The organism is Helicobacter canadensis MIT 98-5491 (genome assembly GCF_000162575.1).
In the GTDB taxonomy this organism is placed as follows: Bacteria; Campylobacterota; Campylobacteria; order Campylobacterales; family Helicobacteraceae; genus Helicobacter_D; species Helicobacter_D canadensis.
Window position 1 is genome coordinate 1,115,662 of record NZ_CM000776.2, and the last position, 24,398, is coordinate 1,140,059.

General features: G+C 32.7%; 25 protein-coding genes. 16 read left to right on the forward strand and 9 right to left on the reverse strand.

Features of this window, described 5'->3' with window-relative positions:
- From HCAN_RS05515 to ppsA, 4 genes are all read right to left on the reverse strand, one after another.
- Positions 1 to 537: a 50S ribosomal protein L25/general stress protein Ctc gene (locus HCAN_RS05515; RefSeq protein ID WP_006655767.1), complete on the reverse strand. Its 537-nt coding sequence runs from the start codon at positions 535 to 537 to the stop codon at positions 1 to 3.
- A 66-nt stretch (positions 538 to 603) separates the two neighbouring features.
- A complete protein-coding gene (locus HCAN_RS05520; RefSeq protein WP_006655768.1) occupies positions 604 to 1,608 on the reverse strand; it encodes a transaldolase in 1,005 nt (334 codons plus the stop codon).
- Between the two features lie 11 nt (positions 1,609 to 1,619).
- The gene (gene serB, locus HCAN_RS05525; protein ID WP_006655769.1) at positions 1,620 to 2,240 is read right to left on the reverse strand and encodes a phosphoserine phosphatase SerB; all 621 of its coding nucleotides are present in this window, start codon (positions 2,238 to 2,240) and stop codon (positions 1,620 to 1,622) included.
- Between the two features lie 429 nt (positions 2,241 to 2,669).
- The gene (ppsA, locus tag HCAN_RS05530; protein WP_006655770.1) at positions 2,670 to 5,093 is read right to left on the reverse strand and encodes a pyruvate, water dikinase; all 2,424 of its coding nucleotides are present in this window, start codon (positions 5,091 to 5,093) and stop codon (positions 2,670 to 2,672) included.
- Between the two features lie 187 nt (positions 5,094 to 5,280).
- Between ppsA and purL the strand changes: the two genes are divergently transcribed.
- Together purL and HCAN_RS05540 are read left to right on the forward strand one after the other, a co-directional pair.
- The gene (gene purL, locus HCAN_RS05535) at positions 5,281 to 7,491 is read left to right on the forward strand and encodes a phosphoribosylformylglycinamidine synthase subunit PurL (RefSeq protein WP_006655771.1); all 2,211 of its coding nucleotides are present in this window, start codon (positions 5,281 to 5,283) and stop codon (positions 7,489 to 7,491) included.
- Positions 7,457 to 7,888 carry a hypothetical protein gene (locus HCAN_RS05540; protein ID WP_231232551.1) on the forward strand — a complete coding sequence of 144 codons (432 nt, stop codon included), beginning with the start codon at positions 7,457 to 7,459 and terminating at the stop codon, positions 7,886 to 7,888. The genes purL and HCAN_RS05540 overlap by 35 nt, the downstream gene beginning before the upstream one ends.
- A 5-nt stretch (positions 7,889 to 7,893) precedes the next feature.
- On the opposite strand, the gene HCAN_RS05545 is transcribed toward HCAN_RS05540, so the two are convergent.
- On the reverse strand, positions 7,894 to 9,111 hold the full coding sequence (locus HCAN_RS05545; protein WP_006655773.1) for a glycosyltransferase: 1,218 nt from the start codon (positions 9,109 to 9,111) through the stop codon (positions 7,894 to 7,896).
- Positions 9,112 to 9,248: 137 nt separating this feature from the next.
- Between HCAN_RS05545 and HCAN_RS05550 the strand changes: the two genes are divergently transcribed.
- From HCAN_RS05550 to HCAN_RS05590, 9 genes are read left to right on the forward strand one after another with little or no spacing between them, the layout of a single operon-like run.
- Positions 9,249 to 9,941, forward strand: a complete 693-nt coding sequence (locus HCAN_RS05550) for an AzlC family ABC transporter permease (protein ID WP_006656888.1) — start codon at positions 9,249 to 9,251, stop codon at positions 9,939 to 9,941.
- Complete coding sequence (locus HCAN_RS05555) at positions 9,925 to 10,254, forward strand: branched-chain amino acid transporter permease (RefSeq protein WP_006655776.1); 330 nt, start codon at positions 9,925 to 9,927, stop codon at positions 10,252 to 10,254. The genes HCAN_RS05550 and HCAN_RS05555 overlap by 17 nt, the downstream gene beginning before the upstream one ends.
- The gene (locus tag HCAN_RS05560) at positions 10,254 to 10,595 is read left to right on the forward strand and encodes an arsenate reductase family protein (RefSeq protein ID WP_006655777.1); all 342 of its coding nucleotides are present in this window, start codon (positions 10,254 to 10,256) and stop codon (positions 10,593 to 10,595) included. The genes HCAN_RS05555 and HCAN_RS05560 overlap by 1 nt, the downstream gene beginning before the upstream one ends.
- A complete protein-coding gene (locus HCAN_RS05565; protein WP_006655778.1) occupies positions 10,589 to 11,914 on the forward strand; it encodes an SH3 domain-containing C40 family peptidase in 1,326 nt (441 codons plus the stop codon). Before HCAN_RS05560 ends, HCAN_RS05565 begins: the two co-directional genes overlap by 7 nt.
- Positions 11,904 to 12,641 carry a metal ABC transporter ATP-binding protein gene (locus HCAN_RS05570; protein ID WP_006655779.1) on the forward strand — a complete coding sequence of 246 codons (738 nt, stop codon included), beginning with the start codon at positions 11,904 to 11,906 and terminating at the stop codon, positions 12,639 to 12,641. The genes HCAN_RS05565 and HCAN_RS05570 overlap by 11 nt, the downstream gene beginning before the upstream one ends.
- An 11-nt stretch (positions 12,642 to 12,652) precedes the next feature.
- Positions 12,653 to 14,008 (forward strand): FAD-dependent oxidoreductase, encoded by a 1,356-nt coding sequence (locus tag HCAN_RS05575; RefSeq protein WP_006655780.1) that lies wholly within the window; start codon positions 12,653 to 12,655, stop codon positions 14,006 to 14,008.
- On the forward strand, positions 14,001 to 14,828 hold the full coding sequence (locus HCAN_RS05580; RefSeq protein ID WP_006655781.1) for a metal ABC transporter permease: 828 nt from the start codon (positions 14,001 to 14,003) through the stop codon (positions 14,826 to 14,828). Before HCAN_RS05575 ends, HCAN_RS05580 begins: the two co-directional genes overlap by 8 nt.
- The gene (locus HCAN_RS05585) at positions 14,828 to 15,040 is read left to right on the forward strand and encodes a DUF5408 family protein (RefSeq protein WP_006655782.1); all 213 of its coding nucleotides are present in this window, start codon (positions 14,828 to 14,830) and stop codon (positions 15,038 to 15,040) included. Before HCAN_RS05580 ends, HCAN_RS05585 begins: the two co-directional genes overlap by 1 nt.
- A 55-nt stretch (positions 15,041 to 15,095) precedes the next feature.
- Positions 15,096 to 15,659, forward strand: coding sequence for a flagellar FLiS export co-chaperone (locus HCAN_RS05590; RefSeq protein ID WP_006656890.1), 564 nt, complete (start codon positions 15,096 to 15,098; stop codon positions 15,657 to 15,659).
- A 34-nt stretch (positions 15,660 to 15,693) separates the two neighbouring features.
- On the opposite strand, the gene HCAN_RS08340 is transcribed toward HCAN_RS05590, so the two are convergent.
- The 4 genes from HCAN_RS08340 to dnaG are packed head-to-tail and all read right to left on the reverse strand — an operon-like array spanning position 15,694 to position 20,110.
- Positions 15,694 to 16,803, reverse strand: coding sequence for a methyl-accepting chemotaxis protein (locus HCAN_RS08340; protein ID WP_006656891.1), 1,110 nt, complete (start codon positions 16,801 to 16,803; stop codon positions 15,694 to 15,696).
- A 47-nt stretch (positions 16,804 to 16,850) separates the two neighbouring features.
- Entirely contained in the window at positions 16,851 to 17,465 is a 615-nt protein-coding gene (locus HCAN_RS05600; protein WP_006655783.1) for a nitroreductase family protein, read from the reverse strand.
- A gap of 16 nt (positions 17,466 to 17,481) precedes the next feature.
- Positions 17,482 to 18,459: a 7-cyano-7-deazaguanine synthase gene (locus HCAN_RS05605; RefSeq protein ID WP_006655784.1), complete on the reverse strand. Its 978-nt coding sequence runs from the start codon at positions 18,457 to 18,459 to the stop codon at positions 17,482 to 17,484.
- Positions 18,437 to 20,110 carry a DNA primase gene (dnaG, locus tag HCAN_RS05610; protein WP_006655785.1) on the reverse strand — a complete coding sequence of 558 codons (1,674 nt, stop codon included), beginning with the start codon at positions 20,108 to 20,110 and terminating at the stop codon, positions 18,437 to 18,439. The genes HCAN_RS05605 and dnaG overlap by 23 nt, the downstream gene beginning before the upstream one ends.
- Positions 20,111 to 20,223: 113 nt before the next feature.
- Here dnaG and HCAN_RS05615 point away from each other — a divergent pair, with 113 nt between their 5' ends.
- Genes HCAN_RS05615 through HCAN_RS05635 form a run of 5 tightly spaced genes read left to right on the forward strand, consistent with a single transcriptional unit; the run spans position 20,224 to position 24,340 of the window.
- A complete protein-coding gene (locus HCAN_RS05615) occupies positions 20,224 to 21,276 on the forward strand; it encodes a tetratricopeptide repeat protein (RefSeq protein WP_006655786.1) in 1,053 nt (350 codons plus the stop codon).
- Positions 21,251 to 21,682, forward strand: a complete 432-nt coding sequence (rnhA, locus tag HCAN_RS05620) for a ribonuclease HI (protein WP_006655787.1) — start codon at positions 21,251 to 21,253, stop codon at positions 21,680 to 21,682. The genes HCAN_RS05615 and rnhA overlap by 26 nt, the downstream gene beginning before the upstream one ends.
- Before the next feature lie 2 nt (positions 21,683 to 21,684).
- The gene (gene rnc, locus HCAN_RS05625; protein ID WP_006655788.1) at positions 21,685 to 22,359 is read left to right on the forward strand and encodes a ribonuclease III; all 675 of its coding nucleotides are present in this window, start codon (positions 21,685 to 21,687) and stop codon (positions 22,357 to 22,359) included.
- Positions 22,356 to 23,426, forward strand: coding sequence for a chorismate synthase (gene aroC, locus HCAN_RS05630; protein ID WP_006655789.1), 1,071 nt, complete (start codon positions 22,356 to 22,358; stop codon positions 23,424 to 23,426). Before rnc ends, aroC begins: the two co-directional genes overlap by 4 nt.
- On the forward strand, positions 23,426 to 24,340 hold the full coding sequence (locus HCAN_RS05635; protein WP_006655790.1) for a hypothetical protein: 915 nt from the start codon (positions 23,426 to 23,428) through the stop codon (positions 24,338 to 24,340). The genes aroC and HCAN_RS05635 overlap by 1 nt, the downstream gene beginning before the upstream one ends.
- Positions 24,341 to 24,398 lie beyond the last annotated feature (58 nt).

The window sequence follows — 24,398 nt, forward strand, 5'->3', positions numbered from 1 at the left end:
TTAGCGAGATTTAATCACACCAACGATTGCAACATCATCTCTTTCTACAATTTTCACACCATTGTTTTGTGGTAAATCACGCACTAATACAACATCACCCACATCCAAATCTGTTACATTAATTTCATAATCTTTAGGTAAATTTTCAGGAGCAGCTTTAACTTTAATGCGTTTTTTAGAAACCATCAAAACACCCTTATTCTTAAGTCCTTTTGCAATCCCTACAATTCTTACTTTAACAGAATATTTTGCTTCTACACCTTTTTGTGCAAGCATTAAATCCACATGGGTAATTTCGCTAGTAATTGGATCTTTTTGATACTCTTGGATAACAACTGGATATTTTTGTGTGCCTACTTCCACTTCAAAAATTAGATCGGTTTTGTTTTTAACTTCTCTAATAAAGTCATTACGCTTGAAAGCACAATGAATATTTTCTCTGCCCTTACCATAAATATTGGCAATTAGATAACCATTTTTTCTTAAAGCCTTTGTATCTGCTTTTGAAATACTCTCTCTAATTATTCCACTTAACATTTAAAAATCCTTAAAAATAAAATAAAACTTGCAATTATAGCTAAAATTCTTAAAACTTCTTTTAAACTAAGCCAAACTCTCTAAAATTTTTGCAAAAGCATTTTTAAAATCTTCCAATCCTTGTTCCAATAACTCACTAGAAACCTTTTGTAAATCCACACCAGCATTTGCCACCACCTTAAAATATTCATCCAACTCTTCATAGCTTGGCAAATAAGTTTCTTGCAAGGCTTCAACTTTCATAAAAGCTTCAATAGTTGCTAATGGAGCGGTATTAATAGCGTATTGGTGATAAAGCTCTTTAATATAATAGATAGGATCCAAACTATCATCTTTTACCCCTGTGCTTGCAAAAAGTGCCCTCACGCAAGGCAAAGAATAATCATTAATAATATGGTATAAGTGTTGCGCATTTTTAACGCCTAAAGTGGCTACGGGAATACCATTTTCTTTTAAAATAGAATCACATTTTCTATCAAATCTTGATACAAAAATACTCACTACCGCTCTTGGAAAATCCTTTGATTCTTTTTTGGTTGTTTTTTTGAGATTCTCATAACCTCTATTAAAAGCTTCCATACACTCAATCGTTTGCTCTTTTGTAAAAACCAAAGTAGCATTAACCGAAATTCCTTGAGAAATTAATTCCTCCATTGCGACAAATCCCGCTTTAGTAGCAGGAATCTTAATCATTACATTAGGATAGCCAATTTCTTTAAACAATCTTACACCCTCTTCAATAGTTCCTTTAGAATCTTGACACAAATTAGGATCTACTTCAATACTCACATAGCCATCATTTGGATTATTAGTGTAAATTGGCATAAGGAGTTCTGCTGCTCTTTGAATATCGCTTTTTGCCAAAGCTTCATAAATCTCTTTTGGATTTTTACCTTTTAATGATTCTTTTTGTTCTCTATAACTCTCTTCTAAAAAAGATTTTTGAAAAATAGCAGGATTGCTTGTTGCTCCTTCAATGATTCCGCCTTCAATCATTTTAGTAAAATCATTTTCTAAAAACTCTCTTTCAATAAAATCACACCACAACGAAAAAGAAATATTATTTTGCATTATTGTTCCCTTTATAAATAATTTTTTATCAATGATAAATCTTTTGTATCTATTATAATGTTTGCAGCCTCTCTTAAAACTTCTTTGGCACAAAATGCCACTTTTTTTTGTGCATATTGAAACATTGAAAGATCATTAGCGCCATCTCCCACAACAAGAGTATTAGAACAATCCACACCAAGTAAAATTTGAATTTTCTCAAGCATTCTACCTTTAGAATAAGAAAACATCATCTCTCCACCAACTTTTCCTGTTAAAAGCCCATCTTTATGATGCAAAGTGTTACTAAAATGAATATCATAGCCAAGCACTTTTTGTCCCGCACTCACACCCTCATCAAAACCTCCACTAAATACCACTACTTTATAACCTCTGTCTTTTAAAATACCAATAATCTCCTTAGCACCTGGGTTGTAAGTAAGATTTTCACAAACCTCACAGACCTGCTTTAGCGGCATTCCCTTTAAAGTTTTTACGCGTTTTCTCAAGCTATGATAAAAATCCAATTTCCCTGCCATAGCTTCTTTGGTAATCTCGCTCACCTCTTGTTCGCTACCATAAGCCTTTGCAAGTAAGTTAATCGTCTCACCATCCATTAATGTAGAATCAAAATCAAACACTGCAAGTTTCAAAAATATCCTTTAGCTCAAATTTTAAAAATAAACATTATACATTTTTATTATAAAAGCAATCTAATAGAAAAAAGTAATTTGTTTGCAAAACATTTTCTTTAGCTTTTATGAACTATAGAAACAATACAATATAAAAGAAATGATGAAATATTTTACTTAAACTTGTGCTTGATACTAAAATCATAAGCTTTGTAAGCTCTTAAAAAGCACTTTTACATCCAAAAAAAAATAACTTCAAAAACAAAATCTAACGCTTTTTATATTAATAAATATTTTTTATTCTTTACACTTTTTAATGCACAAAAATTATTTTTCAATGAAACTATGCAACCCAAAAGTTAATTTTTAAAATAAAGAAGAATTCACAAGAAGATAAATAAGAAAAATTTTATTATAAAATGCACATTTTGTGCATTTTATAAAAGTAAATTAAGAGATTCCAAGTCTTTTTTCAAGCTTAACAATTCGATCCCAAGTTTCAATCACAGAATCAGGATTTAATGAAATTGAAGTAATTCCATTTTCCACTAAAAATTCTGCAATTTCTGGATAATCACTAGGTGCTTGTCCACAGATTCCACAATATTTATTATGTTTTTTACAAGCATCAATTGCCATTTTAAACATTTTAAGAAGTGCTGGATTTCTTTCATCAAACACATGGCTAACAAGTTCTCCATCTCTATCAACCCCTAAAGTCAATTGCGTAAGGTCATTAGAGCCAATTGAATAACCATCAAAAAGTTGCAAAAACTCATCAGCTAAAATCACATTCACCGGCAATTCACACATAACATAAATTTCCAATCCATTTTCACCTTGCACTAATCCATTTTTACGCATAATCTCCAAAACTCTTCTACCTTCTTCTGGAGTCCTAAGAAATGGAATCATAATTTTCATATTAGAAAATCCCATTTCATTACGCGCCATTGCTAAAGCTTGGCATTCCCACTCAAAGGCTTGTCTGTATTGATCAGAGTAATATCGACTAGCACCACGATAGCCAAGCATAGGATTCTCTTCGTGTGGTTCATAGTCTTTTCCACCCACCATACGACAATATTCATTAGATTTAAAATCGCTTGTCCTAACAATGACAGGTTTAGGATAAAATGCTGCTGCGATCATCCCCACACCTTCAGCAATTTTTTTAACAAAGAAATCTTTAGGATTAGCATAGCCAGACATAATCTCTTTTACGCCCTCAACACCATCAAATTCCTTATTTCCATTGTGCAAATCCATCAAAGCAAGTGGGTGAGCTTTAATATAATTATTAATAATAAATTCCATTCTTGCAAGTCCAACACCATTATTTGGAATCATAGAAAAGGCAAAGGCTTTCTCGGGATTTCCAATATTCATATAAATCTTAGTTTTGGGTTGCTCTAATGAACTTAAATCAACTTTTTCTACTTCATATTCATAGATTCCATTATAAACAAATCCATCTTCCCCTTCTGCACAAGAAACCGTTACTTCCATACCGGTTTCTAGCTTTTCTGTCGCTCCAACTGCCCCAACAATCGCTGGCACACCAATCTCTCTTGCTACAATAGCCGCATGACAAGTCCTACCCCCACGATTTGTAATCACTGCTGCTGCTTTTTTCATAGCTGGTTCCCAATCTGGATCAGTATTGTCCGTTACAAGAATTTCACCTCTTTTTAACTCACCCATATTAGCAATATTATCTATAACGCGAATTTTTCCTGTTCCGATTTTTCCACCTACCGCTTTTCCGCTCAATAAAATCTCTTTTTCGCTTTTATCTTTAAAGAAATATTTCTCTAAAGTATTATTTTGTTTCTTCATTTTTTGGCTTTGCACCGTTTCAGGTCGTGCTTGAACAATGAAAATCTCTCCACTATTGCCATCTTTTGCCCACTCCATATCCATAGGGCGATACTCTCCTGCTTCTTTAGTGTAATGCTTTTCAATCAAAATTGCATAACGCGCTAGAGTTAAAACTTCTTCATCACTCAAAGAAAAACTTTTAAGTTCTTCTTCTGTGGTTTCAATATTTTTAGTAGGATGCTTGGCTCCAGGTGCAGCATAGACCATCTTGATATTTTTATACCCCAATTGTCTCTTTAAAATTGGTCGTTTGCCCAACTCTAAAGCAGGCTTAAAAACATAGAATTCATCAGGATTCACAGTCCCACCTACAACATTTTCTCCAAGACCCCACGCTGAAGTAATAAAAACTGCATCCTTAAAACCGGTTTCTGTATCAATGCTAAACATAACCCCAGAACTTCCTTTATCTGAACGCACCATTTTTTGAACTCCCACAGAAAGGGCAACTTTAAAGTGATCAAATCCACGCGAAGCACGATAACTCACCGCTCTATCAGTGAAAAGTGAAGCCATACAAGATTTAATATAATGGATAAGCTCGGTTTGTCCTTGAACGCTCAAATAAGTATCTTGTTGCCCTGCAAAAGATGCATCAGGCAAATCCTCTGCCGTAGCTGAACTTCTCACAGCCACATCAGCTTCTTCCATATTATATTCTTGACTTAAAATTCTATAAGCTTCTAAAATCTCTTCTCTTAAGTCTATAGGCAATGGAGTTCCAAAAATCATATCTCGAATCTTTTTAGAACGCACATTTAAAACATCAATCTCTGTTACATCAATTCCCTCAAGTAATTCTTTAATTTTTTCTCGGATTCCACCACTCTCCAATAAATACCAATATGCCTCACTTGTGATTGCAAAACCATTAGGCACTTTAATTCCCATAGGGACAAGCTCTTGGAACATTTCTCCAATACTTGCATTCTTACCGCCCACTACAGGCACATCTTTATTATTTAATTCCTTGAAAAACTTGATGTATTTCATTTTGCTTTTTCTCCTTAATTCCTTTTAGACCAATTTTAAAAAAATACTCACTATTCTACTAAAAATAACTTTATCTCAATCTTAGTTTATTCATACTTTAAAGGTCAATTTGATAAACTTTTAATTATAAAAGTTATTTTTTGTAAAAATTACTCAAAAACTCATTTCAAAACAACAAGGAAAAGGTATGGAAAATTTAGAAAAGATTCTAAAGCAACATAAACTCACTCAAGAAGATTATCAAAACATTCTCAATATTTTAAAAAGAGAGCCTAATTTGGTAGAAATTGGAATTTTTTCTGCTATGTGGAGCGAACATTGTAGTTATAAATCTAGTAAAATTTATCTTAATGGCTTTCCTACACGCGCACCTTGGGTAATCCAAGGTCCTGGAGAAAATGCTGGAATCATTGATATTGGTGGGGGTTATGGGGCAGTTTTTAAAATGGAATCCCATAATCATCCTAGCTTTATTGAGCCTTATGCTGGTGCGGCAACAGGCGTTGGTGGAATCATGCGTGATATTTTTACTATGGGAGCTAGACCCGTTGCAAGTCTTAATTCTATCCGCTTTGGTAATATTACTAAAACAGATTCTATAGGAGCAAAACACCGCTATTTATTACGCGGGGTTGTCGCAGGAATCGGAGGCTATGGAAATTGTATGGGAGTGCCAACCATTGGTGGAGAAATGAGTTTTGAAGATTGCTATGAGGGCAATATTTTGGTTAATGCTTTCACTTTAGGAATTGTTAAAAATGATGAAATTTTTTATGGTAAAGCTGAGGGAATTGGAAATCCTGTTATTTATGTAGGCTCCAAAACCGGACGCGATGGTTTAGGTGGTGCGGTGATGAGCTCTGATAGCTTTAATGAAGATTCTAAATCCTTGCGTCCTACCGTGCAAGTGGGCGATCCATTTACCGAAAAACTGCTTTTAGAAGCGTGTTTAGAATTATTTAAAAAAGATTTAATTGTTGGGATTCAAGATATGGGTGCAGCAGGACTTACAAGCTCTAGCTTTGAAATGGCTGGGCGTAGTGGAAGCGGTATGATTATGCATCTTGATAAAGTTCCTACTCGTGAAGCCAATATGACACCTTATGAATTAATGTTAAGTGAATCGCAAGAGAGGATGTTGATTTGCGCTAAAAAAGGTTGCGAAAAAGAAATTTTAGAGATTTTTACAAAATGGGAATTAGATTGTGCCATTGTAGGTGAAGTTACCAATAGTGGAAAAATGGAGTTATATTGGTATAATGAAAAATGTGCTGAAATCCCAATCGCTCCTTTGAGTGAAAAATCGCCAATTCTTAAAAGACCTGTGAGCGAAAATCCAACTTACCTTAACCATATAGAATCACTCAAGCAAGAAACACTTCAAAAATTAGATTCTAATGAAGTTTTTAAAACTCTTCTTCAAAGCCCTGATGTGAGTGATAAAGCTTGGGTTTATGAACAATATGATAGCACAGTTCAAACTAATACTCTCACTAAAATTGGCAGTGGTGGTGCAAGTGCAATTAGAGTTAAAGAAAATGGTAAAGGAATAGCAATGAGTGTAGCTTGTCCTGTCCGATTATGTTACCTTAATCCCAAAGAAGGTGCTAAACAAGCTGTTGCAAAAGTTGGTCGAGATATTGCTCTAAGGGGTGGAAGGGCTCTAGCTATTACAGATTGTCTAAACTTTGGAAATCCAGAAAATCCTGAAGTAATGTGGCAATTCAAGGAATCTTGCGAAGGAATCAAAGAAGCTTGCAAAGCTCTCAATACCCCTGTAGTTAGCGGAAATGTAAGTCTTTATAATCAAACCAATAATAGCGATATTTACCCCACTCCAAGCATTGCAGGAGTTGGAGTTATTGATGATATTTATCATCTTTTGCGTAGTGATTTTAACCAAGAAGACACTGAAGTTTATTTGCTTAAATCCAAAAATGCTACCCCACAATTTGGCGGGAGTCTTTTTGCGAAATATTTTGCTAACAGCATTAAAGGTGAAATTTCATCTATCAATCTTAATGATGAATTGTTTTTATGGAGTGTATTAGCTAGTGCAAAAGAACACAAAATCTTAAAAGCAGCTGTTGATATTTATCAAGGTGGATTAGCCATTGCTCTAGCTAAGGCTTGTATTAAAGGCAACATTGGTTGCAAAAGTGTTCAAACTCTTGATAATCAAGCACTTTTTGGTGAATCTCCTACGCAAGTTTTAATTGCTCTAGATTCTAAAAATGTTTCAACTTTACAAAATTTACTTGAAAACTCCAATTTGCATTTAGAAAAAATTGCGACATTAGGGGGTGAAACTATTGAAATTAGCGATATTTCAATCCCTCTTAGTGAAGCTAAAAGAATTTATTTTGAAAGCTTTGGGACCACTCTTCAAACCCTTTAGAAAAATTGCTCTTTTGGGGGCAATTTTATTTTATCCTGCTTTTTGTCTGGATTTAGCTAATTTTTATCAACAAGTCCATAAACAAAGTTTGCAAAAAAACTATGTAAAATTCCGTGGTAGAAATCTTGTAAGCATTGATTCTTATCATCTTTTAAATCAAAAAGAAAAAATGGCGCTAGGATATTCTTTGGTTTTAATCCATGAAAAAATTGCTTCTTTTATTTATTTTAATAAATTAAGCGGCATTGGAATTTCCACGCAAAGAAATTCTCATCTACAATTTGATATTAAATATTATGAAACACTCAAAGACATTGGCATTGGTGGAGAGTTTTATGCAATGTGTGTTTTGCCTTTTTTTGACAAATGTATTTTATTGGGATATGAATCCTTTTAAAAAAGCTAGGATTTTTTCAAAGCCTGTTTTTTAATAAGATAAATCTTGCGGTATAGCTTTATAAAATTGCACTTCCACCATTCCTTGCAAAACTCCAAAACCGCTTCTCCTAGCCTATAAGGAATGCTTTGTTTTTCTTTTAAAGCACTTTGGTAATCATCATATTGACAAAACATAGGCAATCTTAAATGGGGAGATTTTTTACAGATTCTACGATATTCCCTTAGTTTCCTTTTATGCTTTAAAATCACTTGTGCTATCTTAAAAGGCAATTTTAGATATTTTATTTTACTTGTTTGATAATAGCACTCCACAATCGCATAACCCACCTTATAAGCTAGGCAAAATCGCACTCTCTCATACCCATAAGTTGTCTTAGCCACAAATCCTCTTAAATAAGGCGAACCACCATTATTTAACCAAATCCTATAATATTCGCCCCACTCTCTCCATATTTGATGACAAAGCCGATTATTCCAAAACCGATTTTCTCTTCCATAAGAATGAATAAAATAAGAATCATCATTAGCTAACCACAACACACTCCCCACATAATCTTTGCCCAAATCTTTAGCTTTAATTCCTTTTTCAAATATCAATAAAGACAAAACACCTTGATCATTAAGCCCCAATTCAATGCTTTTTTGATAAACAAAAGCATAACACTCTGCAGGATTAACCAAGGAATCATTTACAAAAATAATGGGTGAGCGATAGATTCTAAAATCTTTAAATTTTCCATAATAATTAGGATACACCTCTTTGAGCTGCTTTTTACCCCTTTCTGCTGCTATTGTAATTCCTAATTCTTTAAGCTTAAGTAAATGTTCCAATCCCTTTAAAAGCAAAATATCAAAATCTAAATATAAAATATTTTCGCACTCTTCTAAATACCTAAAAATTTCAAAACACGCATACACCATATGTGTCCAACGACCTAAAAAACCTTTGGATTGGGCAAAATTAATTCTCAAATTATCTGGATTAAATCTTTTAAAATTATCCATAAAGGTTTGTTGTGTAAATTCACAAAAAACTACCTTGCTATTTTGAGCTAATTTTTGCATTACTTCTTTATCTTTTAGGCTAAATCCATCGTGAATAATATAAAAAACATCCACAAAACTACCCATTTTATCTTTAATGTTAGCAATCATCACACCCAAAGTAAAACTAGAATCTTTTGTAGCTGCTAATAAAATCCCAAATTTATGCTTTTTCATTCTTTCTCCAAAAGCTTGATTTTACTATATTTTCAAGCATTTTTCAATTTTAAAGTTTTCATTAAAGCTTTATCTAATGCTTATAAAAAAATAAATTCTGCTATAATTCCCATTTTTTATAAATTTTGAGGTTTTAGGTGTTTTACAGAAGCTTGATCCAATCATTGCCAGTCTTAATGGGATATTTACCTCTTGGAATTGCCTTTGGAATTTTATTTTCCAAAGAATTGCAACTTGATTGGTATTATGGAATCTTAATTTCTATTTTAGTTTTTACGGGTGCTGGACAATTTTTGCTTGTTTCTCTTATTGCTTCTTATACGGGATTTTTAGAAATCGCCATTGCTTCCTTTTTGCTTAATATCCGTCATCTTTTTTATTCCCTTGCTATCACTGATGAAATCAAAAAATTTGGAATTGCTAAATATTATATTCTTTTTGGTTTAACCGATGAAACTTTTGCAGTTTTAAAAGCTAATAAAGCCGTGCTTAATCTTTCTTCAAAAGAACTAGAAAGAAGTTATTTTTACATTACTTTTTTAAATCATTGCTATTGGGTTTTAGGTAGTGGAATTGGAATATTCCTAGGAAATGCTTTAGGATTTAAACCAGATGGAGTAGAATTTGCCTTAACAGCACTTTTTAGCGTTTTAACCCTTTCACTTCTGCAAAACTCTCCCAATAAAAAACCTTTTTATATTGGTTTATTATTAGGCATTATAGGTTTAATTATTTTTCCTAATCAATACTTTTTATTGCTTAGTCTTTTTTGTGGAATCTTAATTTTACTCTTTGGTAGAAAATGGATAGAAAATGCAAGATCATTTTGATACTTTTTATCTCATCAGTGCTATTTTAGCCTCTTCTATTGGAACAGCACTCACAAGATTATTGCCTTTTTTTGTGTTTAAAAATATCACCAACAATAAACTCTTAAAATACCTTCAAGAAACAATGCCACTTCTTATTATGACGCTTCTAATTTTTTTTAGTCTCCTTAATACTCCTTGGAGTAAAACTTATGGTCTCTATGAGCTTGGTGGAATTTTTTCTGCAATTTTATGTTTTTTATGGTTTAAAAATTCAGTTTTTAGTATATTTACAGGAATTATTTTTTATATTTTTCTTACAAGGATTTTTTAATGGTTAGAATTTATGGAATCAAAAATTGTGGTAGCGTAAAAAAAGCTTTAAATTTCCTAGAACAAAATAAGATTCCTTATGAATTTATTGATTTTAAAAAAACACCACCCAATAAAGAAACCCTTGAAAAATGGCTCCAAAGTGTCCCACTTAAAATACTTTTTAACACCAAGGGCACCACTTATAGAAAACTTGCTTTAAAAGATAAAAATCTTAGCGAAGAAGACATCAAAGAATATCTCATTAAAGAACCCAATTTAATTAAGCGTCCAGTTATTGAAGCTTCTCATCAAATTATTGTTGGCTTTCAAGAAGAAGAATATAAGGAGTTTAAATGGTGAGATTCCTCACTTTTCTTTTTTTTCTAGCTCTACTTTATGGCTGTGCTTCAAAACCACCTAAACTTGAATTACCTAAGCAGGATTTGCAATCATACATTTCTAATGAATCATTTAAAACTCACTCCACAAAAACTCTCAAAAAAGAGTATTTGCAACAATTTTTCTCACCTTTTGATAAAATTCCAAAAAATGATTCTATTCAAGCCCAATGGGGATTGCAACAAGCCTTAACAAATTTAGGTTATGGAGAGAATCTATTACCCTATTCCCTAGAAGAAATCCAAAAATTAGCCAAAGAAGCAAATTATAAAAACTTTCCAAGTTTAAAACAACCTGCCATTGTAACTAAATCTAGCAATATTAGGGTTTTGCCTACCAATAAACCTCGCTTCTTTAATCCTAAAACAGCAGGAGAAGGATTCCCTTTTGATTATTGGCAAAATTCTTATATTTATCTAGGAACACCCATTCTTATTACGCATTATTCTCAATCTAAAAAATGGGCTTTTGTTGAGAGTGGCTTTGTTAGCGGATGGATAGAAGTGCTTAATATCGCTATTTTAGATCACAAACAAGTCCAAGAACTCAAACAAACTCAAGATTTTTTAGTAGCAAAACGAGATAATATTCCTCTTTATAATACTCATCACGAATTTCTAGAATCAGCTCGTATTGGTATGCTACTTCCTTCACTTGGAAGCACAAAAAAAGCTTATGAGAGTTTCATTTTTACACGCACACAAAGAGGTTATGCTAAAAAAGTAAAAATTCATCTCCAAACTAAAGGTTTCACCAAATTTCCTATGCCCTTTTCCCCAAAAAATTATACTTCTCTTGCTCAAAACCTTTTGGGAGAAAAATATGGTTGGGGAGGAATGTTTGGAAATCGTGATTGCTCAATGTTTCTAAGGGATACTCTTGGTAATTTTGGATTCTATCTCCAAAGAAACTCCCAAGCTCAAATACTCCCAAATAATTTAGACAAATCACGCTATTTTGATTTAAGCCAAATGAATTCTCATCAAAAAAAGCTTTTTATCCAAAATAATGCCATTCCTTTTGCTACTTTACTTGGAATGAAAGGGCATATTATGCTTTATACTGGAAGCTTTGGAGAAGAAATTTTTGTTTTGCATGATATTTGGGGATTAAAAACGCTTCAAAATGGCATAGAAGGTAGAAGTATCATTGGGAAAATCGCCATTACTCCGCTTAATATTGGCGAAAATATCAAGGGAATTAATCAAGATACTTTATTGATTAAACGCATTTATGGAATGAGAAATCTTTTTAACAAAGAGGATCTTTATGCAAAATAGTAACTCCCAAAAAATAATTGAATGCAAAAATGTTAATTTTTCTTTTACCAAAGAACGAATTTTGTATAATGTGGATTGGATAATTTATGAAGGTGATTTTTGGGCTATTATTGGACCAAATGGAGGTGGAAAAAGCACATTAGCACGCCTTTTAACGGGATTGTTAAAGCCAACAGAAGGCAAGATTCTTAAAAATCCAGCATTACGCATTGGCTATGTCCCACAAAACACTTTCTTAAATCGTCATTTTCCCATATCAACCCTAGAAGTTGTTATGATGGGATTTTTAAAATCAGGATTTTTAGGTGGATTCTTGCCCAAGAACGCAAAAGAAATTGCATTGGAGCTTTTAGAGCAATTCCACTTAGAAGCTTTTGCTTACAAGAAAATTGGCGAACTCTCTGGAGGACAAAGGCAGAGAGTTTTGATTGCAAGAGCATTATGTGGAAATCCAAATTTTTTGGTCTTAGATGAGCCAACAGCCAGTGTAGATCAAAAAAATCAGAAAGAAATTTATGATTTATTACAAAAAATCAATAAAGAAAAGACTATAATTATAATTAGTCATGATATTTCAGTTTTATTAGGCTATGCAAAAAAAGTTTTATATGTTAATCAAGAGGTTACAGAACACGAACTTCCAAAAATAAGCAACCAAAGCATTGAAGATCATTTTTGTGAAGTAGAAATGTTATTGCAATCTCAATATTCTCAAAATCTTAATTAGGAGGTCATTTTATGAATCAATCTTATGATGTTGCCATTATTGGGGCTGGTATTTCAGGTAGTGCACTTTTTTATGCACTCACACATTATACAAATCTCAAAAAAGTTGTTTTACTAGAAAAATATTCTCAACCCGCAACATTAAGTTCAAGTGGAAATAATAACTCACAAACTATTCACGCTGGGGATATTGAAACAAACTACACTTTTGAAAAAGCAAAAAAAGTCTCAAGAGGAGCAAAATTACTTGTTTCTTATGCTTTTCATCATCAATTACAAAATAAAAGCATTTTTGAATATCAAAAAATGGCTATCGGTGTGGGTGAAAAAGAAGTAGAATTTATGACAAAACGACATGAAGAGTTTAAAGAAATCTATCCTGAATTAGAATTTTTCGATAAAGAAACGCTCAAACAAATTGAACCCAATGTTATTAAAATGCCTGATGGTAGTGATAGACCTGAACCTATTGTTGGTTCGGGAGTAAGAAAAAGCTTTTGTGCGATGAATTTCTGTGCTACTGCCACTCATATGATAGAGCAAAGTGTTTTTGGGGAACACAAAGCACTTTTCAACCATAAAGTAACTCAAATTATCCAACAAGGCGATGGTGCTTATACAATACAATCACAAGGACAATCTCCTATTACAGCCTCTTTTGTGCTAGTAAATGCAGGTGCACATTCTTTACTTTTAGCTCAAAATATGGGCTATGGCTTAGATTTGGGTTGTTTGCCTGTATCTGGAAGTTTTTATTTTATCCCTGGAAGCAAACTTCAAGGTAAAGTTTATACTGTCCAAAATCCAAAACTCCCTTTTGCAGCTATCCATGGAGATCCCGATGTTGTTGCACAAGGAAAAACTAGATTAGGACCAACTGCTCTTGTATTACCCAAATTAGAACGCTTTAAAAGTGGTACTTTTATAGATTTTCTAAAATCTTTTGGCTTTGGAAGTGCTACTACAAAAATTATGTGGGATTTACTTTCTGATAATGAAATCCGAAACTATATTTTTAGAAATTTCATCTATGAGATTCCAAGTATTGGAAAAAAATACTTTTGGGAAGAAGCTAGAAAAATCATTCCTTCTATTCAACTCAATGAATTATCGTATGCTTATGGATTTGGTGGAATCCGCCCTCAAGTTTTAGACAAAACACAAAAAAAACTTGTCTTAGGCGAGAAAAAAATCAAAAGCAATCAAGGTATTACCTTTAATATGACACCAAGCCCAGGAGCTACGAGTTGCTTAAGAAACGCTTTGATAGATATGCTAGAAATCACAGAATATCTTAAAGCAGAAATTAAAATGGACAAAATTAAAGAGGAATTAAATGAAGAAGATTTAGGATGGTTAATTGACTAATATTCTAGAATATAGCTTCATTCAAAATGCAATCATTGGTGCCTTTTTTACAAGCATTATTTGCGGTATTATAGGCACACTTTCAGTAACCAATAGAATGGTTTTTATCTCTGGGGGAATCGCTCATAGTGTTTATGGTGGCGTAGGAATCGCAGCTTTTTTTGGATTGCCAATTTTATTGGGTGCAACACTTTTTAGTGTCTTTTGTGCAATTATTCTTGCCTATATGTTGCTTTATGCCAAAGAAAGATTAGATGCACTCGTAGGATCACTTTGGGCTTTTGGAATGGCATTGGGGATTATTCTTGTAGAATTAACACCTGGTTACAACAAAGATTTTATGGGATATTTATTTGGGAGTATTTTAAGTATCACTCAAAATGATATTCAATATATGATTATTTTCACTTGTTTTCTTATACTTTTTATTATATTAAACTATCGTATCATTTTAGGAATCTCTTATGATAGTGAATTTACACAACTTCAAGGAATCAATACCCACTTTTTTAGCATAATCTTAATGATACTCATTGCTATTGGAATTGTGATTACTATGCGTTCTGTAGGAATTATTTTAATCATTGCACTTTTAAGTATTCCAGCTTATTGCAGTGAAATTCTAACCAACTCTCTAGCTAAGATGATGTTTGTTTCAAGTCTTATTTCTTTTGCTTGCATACTTGGCGGTATTAGTATTTCTTATTTTTGTGATCTCCAAGCAGGTGCTAGTATTGTTATTTTACTCTCTCTTTTTTCTTTTGTTTTGGCACTCATCCATTCTCTTTTAAATAAATTTTCTTCTAAAAAGGTGCTTTAATGGAAAATTTGGATAAAAAAATCAATCATTCCAACAACACTGCAACAAGGGCTATTAAAATTGCTCTTGTGTGCTGTGTGATAACGATTATTTTTGCGACACTTAGTTTATGGGTTTTACTTAATCAAATCACTGCTACTGCCAATCTAAGCAAAAATCAAAAAATACTTGAGCAAAAAATACTTATACTAGAAAAACAACAAAAACAATAAAATTAAATTTGGAACGCAAAATGCTTTAATCCTTTAAAATTTTAAAGGAGTTTCAATGTTATCATCTGTCAATCCCTATGGAATAGGAAATATTTACCCACAAAAGCCAACTTCACTCTCAAAAGAAGTAGAATCCCAAGCACAAACAACGCAAGAACTACAAGAATTACCCAATCTCTCTAAAGAAGCTCTAGAAATTCGTAAATTTAGCGATGGAATCAAAGGTGCTAACGAAATGATTGGTGCAATGCAAATTGCTGATATTACCCTCAATGCTTTAAGCACACAAGCTAAAGATATGGAAATCAATGCAGACAATCTTAATTCACTTGATTCTATAGCCAAAACTGCACAATTCAAAAACGAATCACTCTTTGGAAAAGAATTAACACTTAATCTAGCAGGAGAAAATGTTTCACTCTCGCTTCCTTTGCCAAGCCAAATTAGCAATGAAAATTCATTGGTAGAAAATTTTTCACAAAAACACAATGAAATCAATGAAAAAATGACAAAAATTAGTTCACTTATTGAAAAAGCAAGTCTTCCACTTGGTGGTGCTACACAAAATTACGATTTTGAAAACTTTGATTCTAATTCTTTTAAGAATCTTTTTAGATAGCAATATGAGGAAATCTAATCCTTATATTCTAAACTTATTTATGCTCATTTTTTCTTTCTGTCATTTTTTCTTTTAAAAGATTATCCAATACAGAAATAACATTATCAGATGCCACTTCTCCTTCTTTGATAAAATCAATTATCTCATTACCTTTTTGCATTCCTGATTCTTTAAAAACATCTAAAGCTGATCTAAAAGAATCATGCACACCAGAATGCGGAGCTTCTAAACTTGCATAGCTACCTAATTGACTAAAATACTCTTTTCCAATTCCTGTATCATACCATTTCCCTAAACGGCATTCATGATGAGTGGCTAATTTTATCTCTTTATTATTCTCAATAATAGCTTTGTAACTATTAATTTTAAAAAGCAAATGATCTAACTTTACCAATGCAATAAAAGTCGTATCCAAAACATTAGCGGCATCTTCTCGAACCGCCATTGAAGTTTTTCCTATTTCAACAAATTTTAAAACTTCTCCATTTACGCTATCCATATCACTTACAATCTCTTCTGTAGAACTCTGCACTTCTGAGAAATTTTGGCGTAAAACTTGGATATTCATTTCAATCTCTTTTGTTGCCTTTTGTGCCCTTTCTGCAAGCTTTCGCACCTCATCAGCCACAACTGCAAATCCTCTTCCATGCTCTCCAGCTCTTGCTGCTTCAATGGCAGCATTAAGCGCCAAAAGATTAGTTTGATCGCTAACATCTGTAATTAAATTAATCACATTAGTGATTGAATCTAAATCTTGATAAACTTGAGTAATCATCATCTGAAAACTATTAAGCTTCTCTGCTACACCTGATATAGTCCCGCCAATTGAAGTTTCAAGTAATTGCGTTTGTTCATAATTTTGAAGTGATATTTTTTCTGATTCTTGTAACATATCTACAGAGTTTGAAAAATCATCTTGCAAAATTTTAAGATTTTTTGCACACGATTGCGTCATCATTCCAAACATCTCATTAAAAACTTCTGCCTTGTTGTCAGTCTTTTGTGTTTGATCTAAGGATTTTTGGTATTCCTCATTCTTTAAACTACAATGACGCAATGCTTTCTCTAATTGCTCTATTTTATTTTTAAGCTCCTTGTTTTCATCTATTAATTCTTGTTCCCTTTTAGAATTTCCAAACATCATACATCCCCCATCTTTTTATTAAAATTTTAATCATTTAAAAATATCTATCAATCAAGAAAAGCGATCACTTCCTCTTTACTAAAGCGTGCTTTTTGCGGAATCATCTTGTTTGCATATTCTCCCACAACTAACATTATAGAACTTCTCTCTTTTGCAATATCAAGCTTCAAATATTGATCCAAAGCCTTGGAATCAAAACCACCAATAATGCACGATCCAAGTCCAATAGCACAAGCTGCATTAGCAATATTCCCTAAAGCCAAATAAGTTTGTTCTCTTGCATAATGTAATTTTTCATTTTCGTTCATACCATCAATAAAAGGCTTATAAATAGCAATACGCTTTTGCAATTCTTCTTCTTTCATTCCTCTTGCTTGAAGTTTAGGAATAAAATATTCTCCAAAATCCAATCGTGCCAAGATAATAATAATAGCTCCACACTTTTTAACATGCTCTTGATGATTAGCTATCTTTGAAATTTCTGCTTTTTTATTAGAATCCTGCACCACCAAAAATCTCCAAGGCTCCAACCCTAAAGAACTAGGCGATAACCTCCCAGCTTCTAAAATATACTCTAAATCTTCTCTCTTTAAAAGACTCTCCTTAAGATCTCTACAAGAGTATCTTTGATGGATAATTTCACTAAAAGCTTCTTTTTGCATATTTACTCCTTTAATTTTAAGATTGCAATAAAAATTCCTGTGCTTTTTCTTTAGAAACAAAAGGTTTGGCTTCTCTTTCCTCTCCCTCAAAGCGGACTTTATAGGAGCGATCTGCTTCAGTCTTGCCATACACCAAAGCTAAGGCAATCGCCATTTCTTTATCCTCCTTTGTTGAATCTTTTTCTACTAATGCTAAAGGACCAACACAATCTAGTAATTCAATCTTACTCATTTTAGGGTGTTGAAAAGAAAGTTTGCGATTCTCTTCCTCATTTCTAGCCACAATACAACGCGCTCCATTAGGCAAAATAAAATAGCGTCCATATTTTACCATTTCCATATCTTCAAACACAATTTCTCTATGAGATTTTAAATCTTTGATTTTATTGGCAATTGAAATTTCAGTCAAAAGACAACCACCACCAGGTTTCGCAAAGTTTTTAATCCCATATTCTTCTACCATTTTAAGCTGTCTCTCTCTACCTCTGCCGTGAATATCAAGTAACTTCTCTCTATCAATCCAACCTTTTTGTTCTGGAATAGTAATAGGTAATAACTTGGCACTCATAGGACGCACCACTAATCCTTGAGCATTACAAAGCTTTTCTACTTGCAAAAGTGCTTCAGCTCTCTGACTTTTTGGGCGTTGTCCTAAAACTTCTCCACTAATAACAAAACTCGCTCCCTCACTCTCTAACATAGAAAACGCGTGTGAGAACATATTGCCATGACAATCAATACAAGGATTAAAATATTTGCCATAGCCATATTTTGGTTCAAATAAAACTTCATTGAAAAATTGCCTTTTAATATCCACAACCTTTAAAGGCACATCAATTTGGCTTAAGATTGCCTTTAAAGCCTCACTTTTATCATTTTTTCCAATAAAACCTATATCAAAATGCAATGCTAAAACTTCAATACCCATATCTTTAATAATTTTAATAGCTAATAAACTATCTAAACCACCACTAAAAAGTGCTAAAGCCTTCATAGACGATTAAATCTCCTTTTTTTAAGTTATCTAAATATTTTTGATATTTTCGTATCAAAAACGATTTTTCTCTTAAAGAGAGTTGTTTTTCATTAATGACTTTTTGTTTTTGTTCTTCATAATATTGGTATAGAATCATAATCATCTGTTGCTTTAATTTTTCTTTGTCTTGTGCCTTAACTTTATTATCCAACAAAATTCGTATCAAACTAGGATCTTCTAACTCCCCTTTTAAAAGTTTCAAATAAGCTTCCTTTTGGCTAAAAAACATTGTAGGCTCTAAAAAGTCCATCACAAATTCTAAAAGATTCATATCCTCTAGCACACTTTTAATAATTGCCTTTTCTGCTAAATCAAAACTCCCCTCACTTTGAATTGGCTCTTTTATTTGCTCTTTTTGATTATTTTTTTTGATTCTTATTAGATGGCTAGGCAGTTTTAATCTTTGTGCTAAAAATCCTTTATAATCTTCTTGAATCACTAAAGAAAAATGTTGCAAATACTCTAAAGCTTCTTGCAGACATTTATCTTTTTGAAGTGGATTATCCAAATCATATTTCTTTATAATCCATTCAAGCACAAAATCAATAAAAGGAATCGAAGTTAAAAAAAGCTCTTTTAATCTTGCAATATCTCCATTTTTTACCATATCAGCAGGATCCAAACCACCATCAAATAGCACAACGCCACCTTCTTTATTAGCCAAAGATAATAAAGAAGCTGCTTTAAAAGCCGCATTCATTCCCGCATTATCTCCATCATAAGCAAGAATCACTTTTGGATTTCCTTTAGAAAGCAATGGCAAATGCTCTTTAGTTAAAGCAGTTCCAAGTGTAGCGACTGCATTTGTAAAACCTGCTTGATGCAACATAATAACATCCAAATACCCTTCTGTTACAATCACCTCTTCTTTTTTATAAATCGTTTCTTTTGCTTGTGGATATCCATAAAGAATCTGTGATTTATTAAAAAGTTTAGTTTGTGGGGAGTTAATATATTTTGCTGGATGATTCCCTAAAGTTCGCCCACCAAAGCCCACAATCTTATTTTGCGGCGAACGAATAGGAAAAATCAATCTTTGCGTAAGCCTTGCATAATACCGCTTCGCTCCATTTTCATTATCCACACCCAAAATACCCAAATTTAAAGCTTCTTGCAGATTAATAGAGTGCTTCTGAAGAGTAGCCATAATCTCATAATTTTGACCCGCATATCCAAGCTCAAATTTCTGTTGCGTGGATAATGTGATTCCACGCGATTGAATGTAAGATTCCACTTCTTTTGTAAGGGAATTTTGATAATATTCTCTCATAAATTCCATAATTCTATAAGAATCTTCTTGAAAAGAGTTTTTATCTTTCTCATAGGTTAGTGTAAAGTTGTAAAGTTGTGCTAGTTTTTCTATGGCTTCTTTGTAATTAAGCTTTTCATACTGCATTACAAAAGCAATGCTATCTCCACTTGCCCCACAGCCAAAACAATGATAAAAGCCTTTATTTTGATTCACAACAAAACTAGGAGTTTTTTCTTGATGAAAAGGACAACAAGCTTTAAAAGTAGCCCCTATTTTTTTTAATTCAATGTAATGTGAAACCACTTCAATAATATCAAGCTGATTTTTTAACGCCTCAATACTTTGTTCTGCAATCACAATTTTTCCTAGTCCTTATAAGAGTATCAAATTTTACTAAACTTTCTTATAAATTCCTCTTATAAGTTTTGCTATAATTAACGCAAGGTTATTTTTCATCTATAAGGTTTGGTTTGGAATTTTTAGAAAATATTGATTATCAAGATCCATTATTTGGGATTGTAATTTTAATTTTTTGTATTGGAATTATTAGTCTTTTTGCTTATTATTGGAATTACATAATGAGTAAAAAACAACACGAATCCCTTGCTAAATTTATGGAAAGTTTTGATTATATCGGCTTTGATAAAGAAATCAAAGAATTCCTAGCTCTTAGTCAAAATCCAATTCCTTCTATTCTTTTTATGGCAAATATGTATCAAAAAGGCGCTAATTATGAAAAAGCCATTCGACTTTATACAACTTTGCTAGACTACATTAAAAACCCCATTGATAAAATTCCTATTTTAGAATCACTTGGAAATATTTATTATAAAGCCGGATTTCCCCTAAGAGCTAAAGAAATTTATTTAGAGATTTTACATCATTATCCTCGCTCCCAAAAGATTCTTAAATCTCTTATTAAAATCTATGAAGATTTAAATCTCTATAAAGAAGCCTTAGAAGCCCTTGATTGCTTGGAAGAAATTGAAGGTGGCACCACCTTGCATTGGCATTATTTAGAAGCAAAAATTCTCATCTTTCAAAAAGATGATAATCAAGATAAAATCAAAAAGATTCTAGCACTTTTCCAAAAAGAACCCAAACTCTCACGAATCATACTTTCCTTTTTAAAGGATTTTCACCCTTCCCTATTTTGGGAAAATATTCAAAAACTTGATTCAACAAATCTTTTAGAGATACTAGATATTTTATGGAATTGCAATTCAAATGAGCTTCCAACTATTACAATTAAAAATAAACTACTCCAAGACATTTTAGAAGCTAAAGGATTCTATCCAACTACCAATACCAAAAAAGAAACTTTTGAGCTAGAGGCACTTTCTCTTTTAAATAAAGAAAAAAATTATGCAGGGGATTTAAAATTTACCTATCACTGCACAGATTGCAAAGCTAATATGCCACTGCCCTTTGAAACCTGCCCACATTGTGGCACATTATTAAGCATTAAAACCATTATTACCTTAAAGCAAAAACAAGATGAAACGCGTTACTCTCTTTTGTGATGGATCTTCCTTGGGAAATCCAGGTTATGGTGGTTGGTGTGGAATCTTGCGTTATCAAGATAAAGAAAAGATTCTAAAAGGCAGTGCAAAAAATGTTACTAACAATCAAATGGAATTATCTGCCCTTATCTTTAGCCTAAAAGCTCTCAAAGAACCTTGCGAAATTTTAGTGATAAGCGATTCAAAATATGTCTTAGATGGACTTTCTAAATGGCTTCCTAACTGGATTATTAAAGATTTTAAAAATATTAAAAATCCAGAACTTTGGAAACAATATCTAGAAGTTTCAAAAAATCACAAAATTGAAGTTAAATGGGTTAAAGGACACAATGGACACAAAGAAAATGAACTTTGTGATAAAATTGCTAAAGAAGAAGCATTAAAACTTAAAAATCAAAAGGAATAAAAGTGGATTTAAAAGATTTTCAACAATATCTAGGCTATCACTTCTCCAATCAAAACTTACTCCAAGAGGCTCTAACCCATAAAAGTGCCAAAAAATCTACTCATAATGAGCGATTGGAATTTTTAGGTGATGCTGTTTTAGATTTGATTATTGGAGAATTTTTATACAAAAAGTTCCCCCATTCTCCTGAAGGAGAACTCTCCAAAATGCGTGCTTCAATGGTTAATGAAAAGGCATTTGCAAAAATTGCTAGATATTTAAATATTGGAGAATACCTTTATATCTCACATTCTGAAGAACAAAACAATGGCAGAGAAAAAGATTCAATTCTCTCTAATGCCTTTGAGGCAATTGTTGGAGCAATTTATCTAGAAAGTGGCTTAGAAAAAGTGCAAACGATAGTTTTGAAAATTTTAGATATTTTATATCCAAAGATTGATTTAGAAAATCTTTTTTATGATTACAAAACAAGCCTACAAGAGCTTACCCAAGCCTTATTTGGAATCACTCCAGAATATGTAGTGTTAGATTCTAAAGGACCTGATCATAATAAAGAATTTCTTATGGGCGTCTTTATTCAAAACAAAGAATACGCACAAGCTAAAGGAAAAAGCAAAAAAGAAGCTCAACAAAATTGTGCCAAAATTGCACTCAAAATTTTAAAGGATAGACAATGAATACTTTTGGAGAAACCCTTAGATTAACCACTTTTGGCGAAAGCCACGGAGTAGGAATCGGGGGTGTGCTTGATGGAATCCCTGCAGGTTTAGCCATTGATGAAGACTTTATTGCTCAAGAAATGCAAAGGCGTCAAGGAGGAAGAAATTTATTTTCCACTCAAAGAAAAGAAGCTGATAAAGTTGAGATTCTAAGTGGAGTTTTTGAAGGCAAAACAACAGGCACTCCCCTTGGTTTTTTCATTCACAATAGTGCTAGTAAAAGCAGTGATTACACTAATATAAAAGACATTTTTCGCCCAGGACATGCAGATTTTACTTATTTCCATAAATATGGAATCAGAGATTACCGAGGTGGTGGAAGATCAAGTGCGAGAGAAACTTCTGCTAGAGTGGCTGCAGGAGCGATTGCTAAATGCCTTTTAAATGAGTTTGGAATTACGCTAAGAAGTGGGATTTTTAGCATAGGGGAAATAGCGTGTCAAACAATTGATTTTAATTTTGCTAAAGAAAGTGAAATTTTCTCTCTAGATAAAAATACAGAAGAAGCCCAAAAAGAAGCTATCTTAAAGGCTAGAAACTCGCACGATAGCATTGGAGGAGTAGCATTAGTTAGTGCTATTAATGTCCCTATTGGACTTGGAGAACCGCTTTATTACAAACTTGATTCAGTCATTGGAGCTTTAATGCTTGGCTTAAATGGAGTTAAAGCTGTAGAGATCGGTAGCGGAACAATGGCACCCAAAATGAAAGGCTCACTCCATAATGATTCTATCACGCCAAGTGGTTTTTCTAGCAATCATAGTGGTGGAATCTTGGGTGGAATAAGCAATGGTGAGGAAATCTACTTTAAAGTGCATTTTAAACCCACACCAAGCATTTTTATACCTCAAGAAACCATTAATATCCAAAATGAAAAACACACTTGTGCAATCAAAGGACGACACGATCCTTGCATTGCTATTCGTGGTAGCGTTGTATGTGAATCAATGTTAGCTTTAATTTTAGCAGATATGCTGCTTTTAAACGCCACTTCCAAGCTAGAAAACCTTAAAAAAATCTACTAATGTCAAAAGCGCTTCTTTTTGTGGATAAAAAATTTGGGGTTGGGCTAGGGCATTTTAGTCGTTGCAATGCACTTTTAGAGATTCTAAAAAGCAATGGATATGAAGCTTATTTGTTTGATACTAGTCTTTTGGATTTGGAGTTACAAAAATGCGACTTAATTGTTATTGATTCTTATGTTTTAGGGTTAGAATCTTACCAAAAAGCAACCGCCTTTGCTCCACATTGCTTATTTTTTGATGACACCTTGCGTTTGCCCTATCCTAATGCATTTTTACTAAACAATGCTCCCAATGCTCAAAAAACACTTTATCAATCTCATTATCCAAACCACACACTTCTTTTAGGTGGAGATTATCGACTTCTTCAAAAGCCCTTTTTACAAAAGCTCAACACTACACCCATTAAATCTCCACGCCCCAAAATAAAAAAGATTCTAATTACACTAGGCGGTGAAGATATTTTAAATCTTACTAGTTTTATTATAGATGCACTAGCAACATATAATCCCAATTATGAAATCCACTATATCCACAAAAACACCAAACTCACCAACAAAGCAAAAGGATATTATGGATTAACACAAGAAGAAATGGCAGATTTATTTTACAAAATGGATCTTTGCATTTGTGCTTGTGGGCAAACTTTAATGGAAATCATTGCTTCTCAAACTCCAAGAATCGCTCTAGAAATTGCCCCCAACCAAAATGCCAATCTCAAAAGCTATACCAAAGCGATTTTATCCATACAAGAAGTATGGAAACTAGATCAAGATTCCCTTAAATCACAACTTCTTTCCTATTTAAAAGCCATTGAAAATCCAAACTTACGAACCCAACAAATCTCGCAAGGAATCGCGATTTTAAACCAATCCACAAAATGGGATTCATTTTTACAAAATTTAAAAAACCTTTAGACTTTATCAAGATAAAATCCTATATAATCATAGTTTTAATTAAATTTTACCCCTAAAG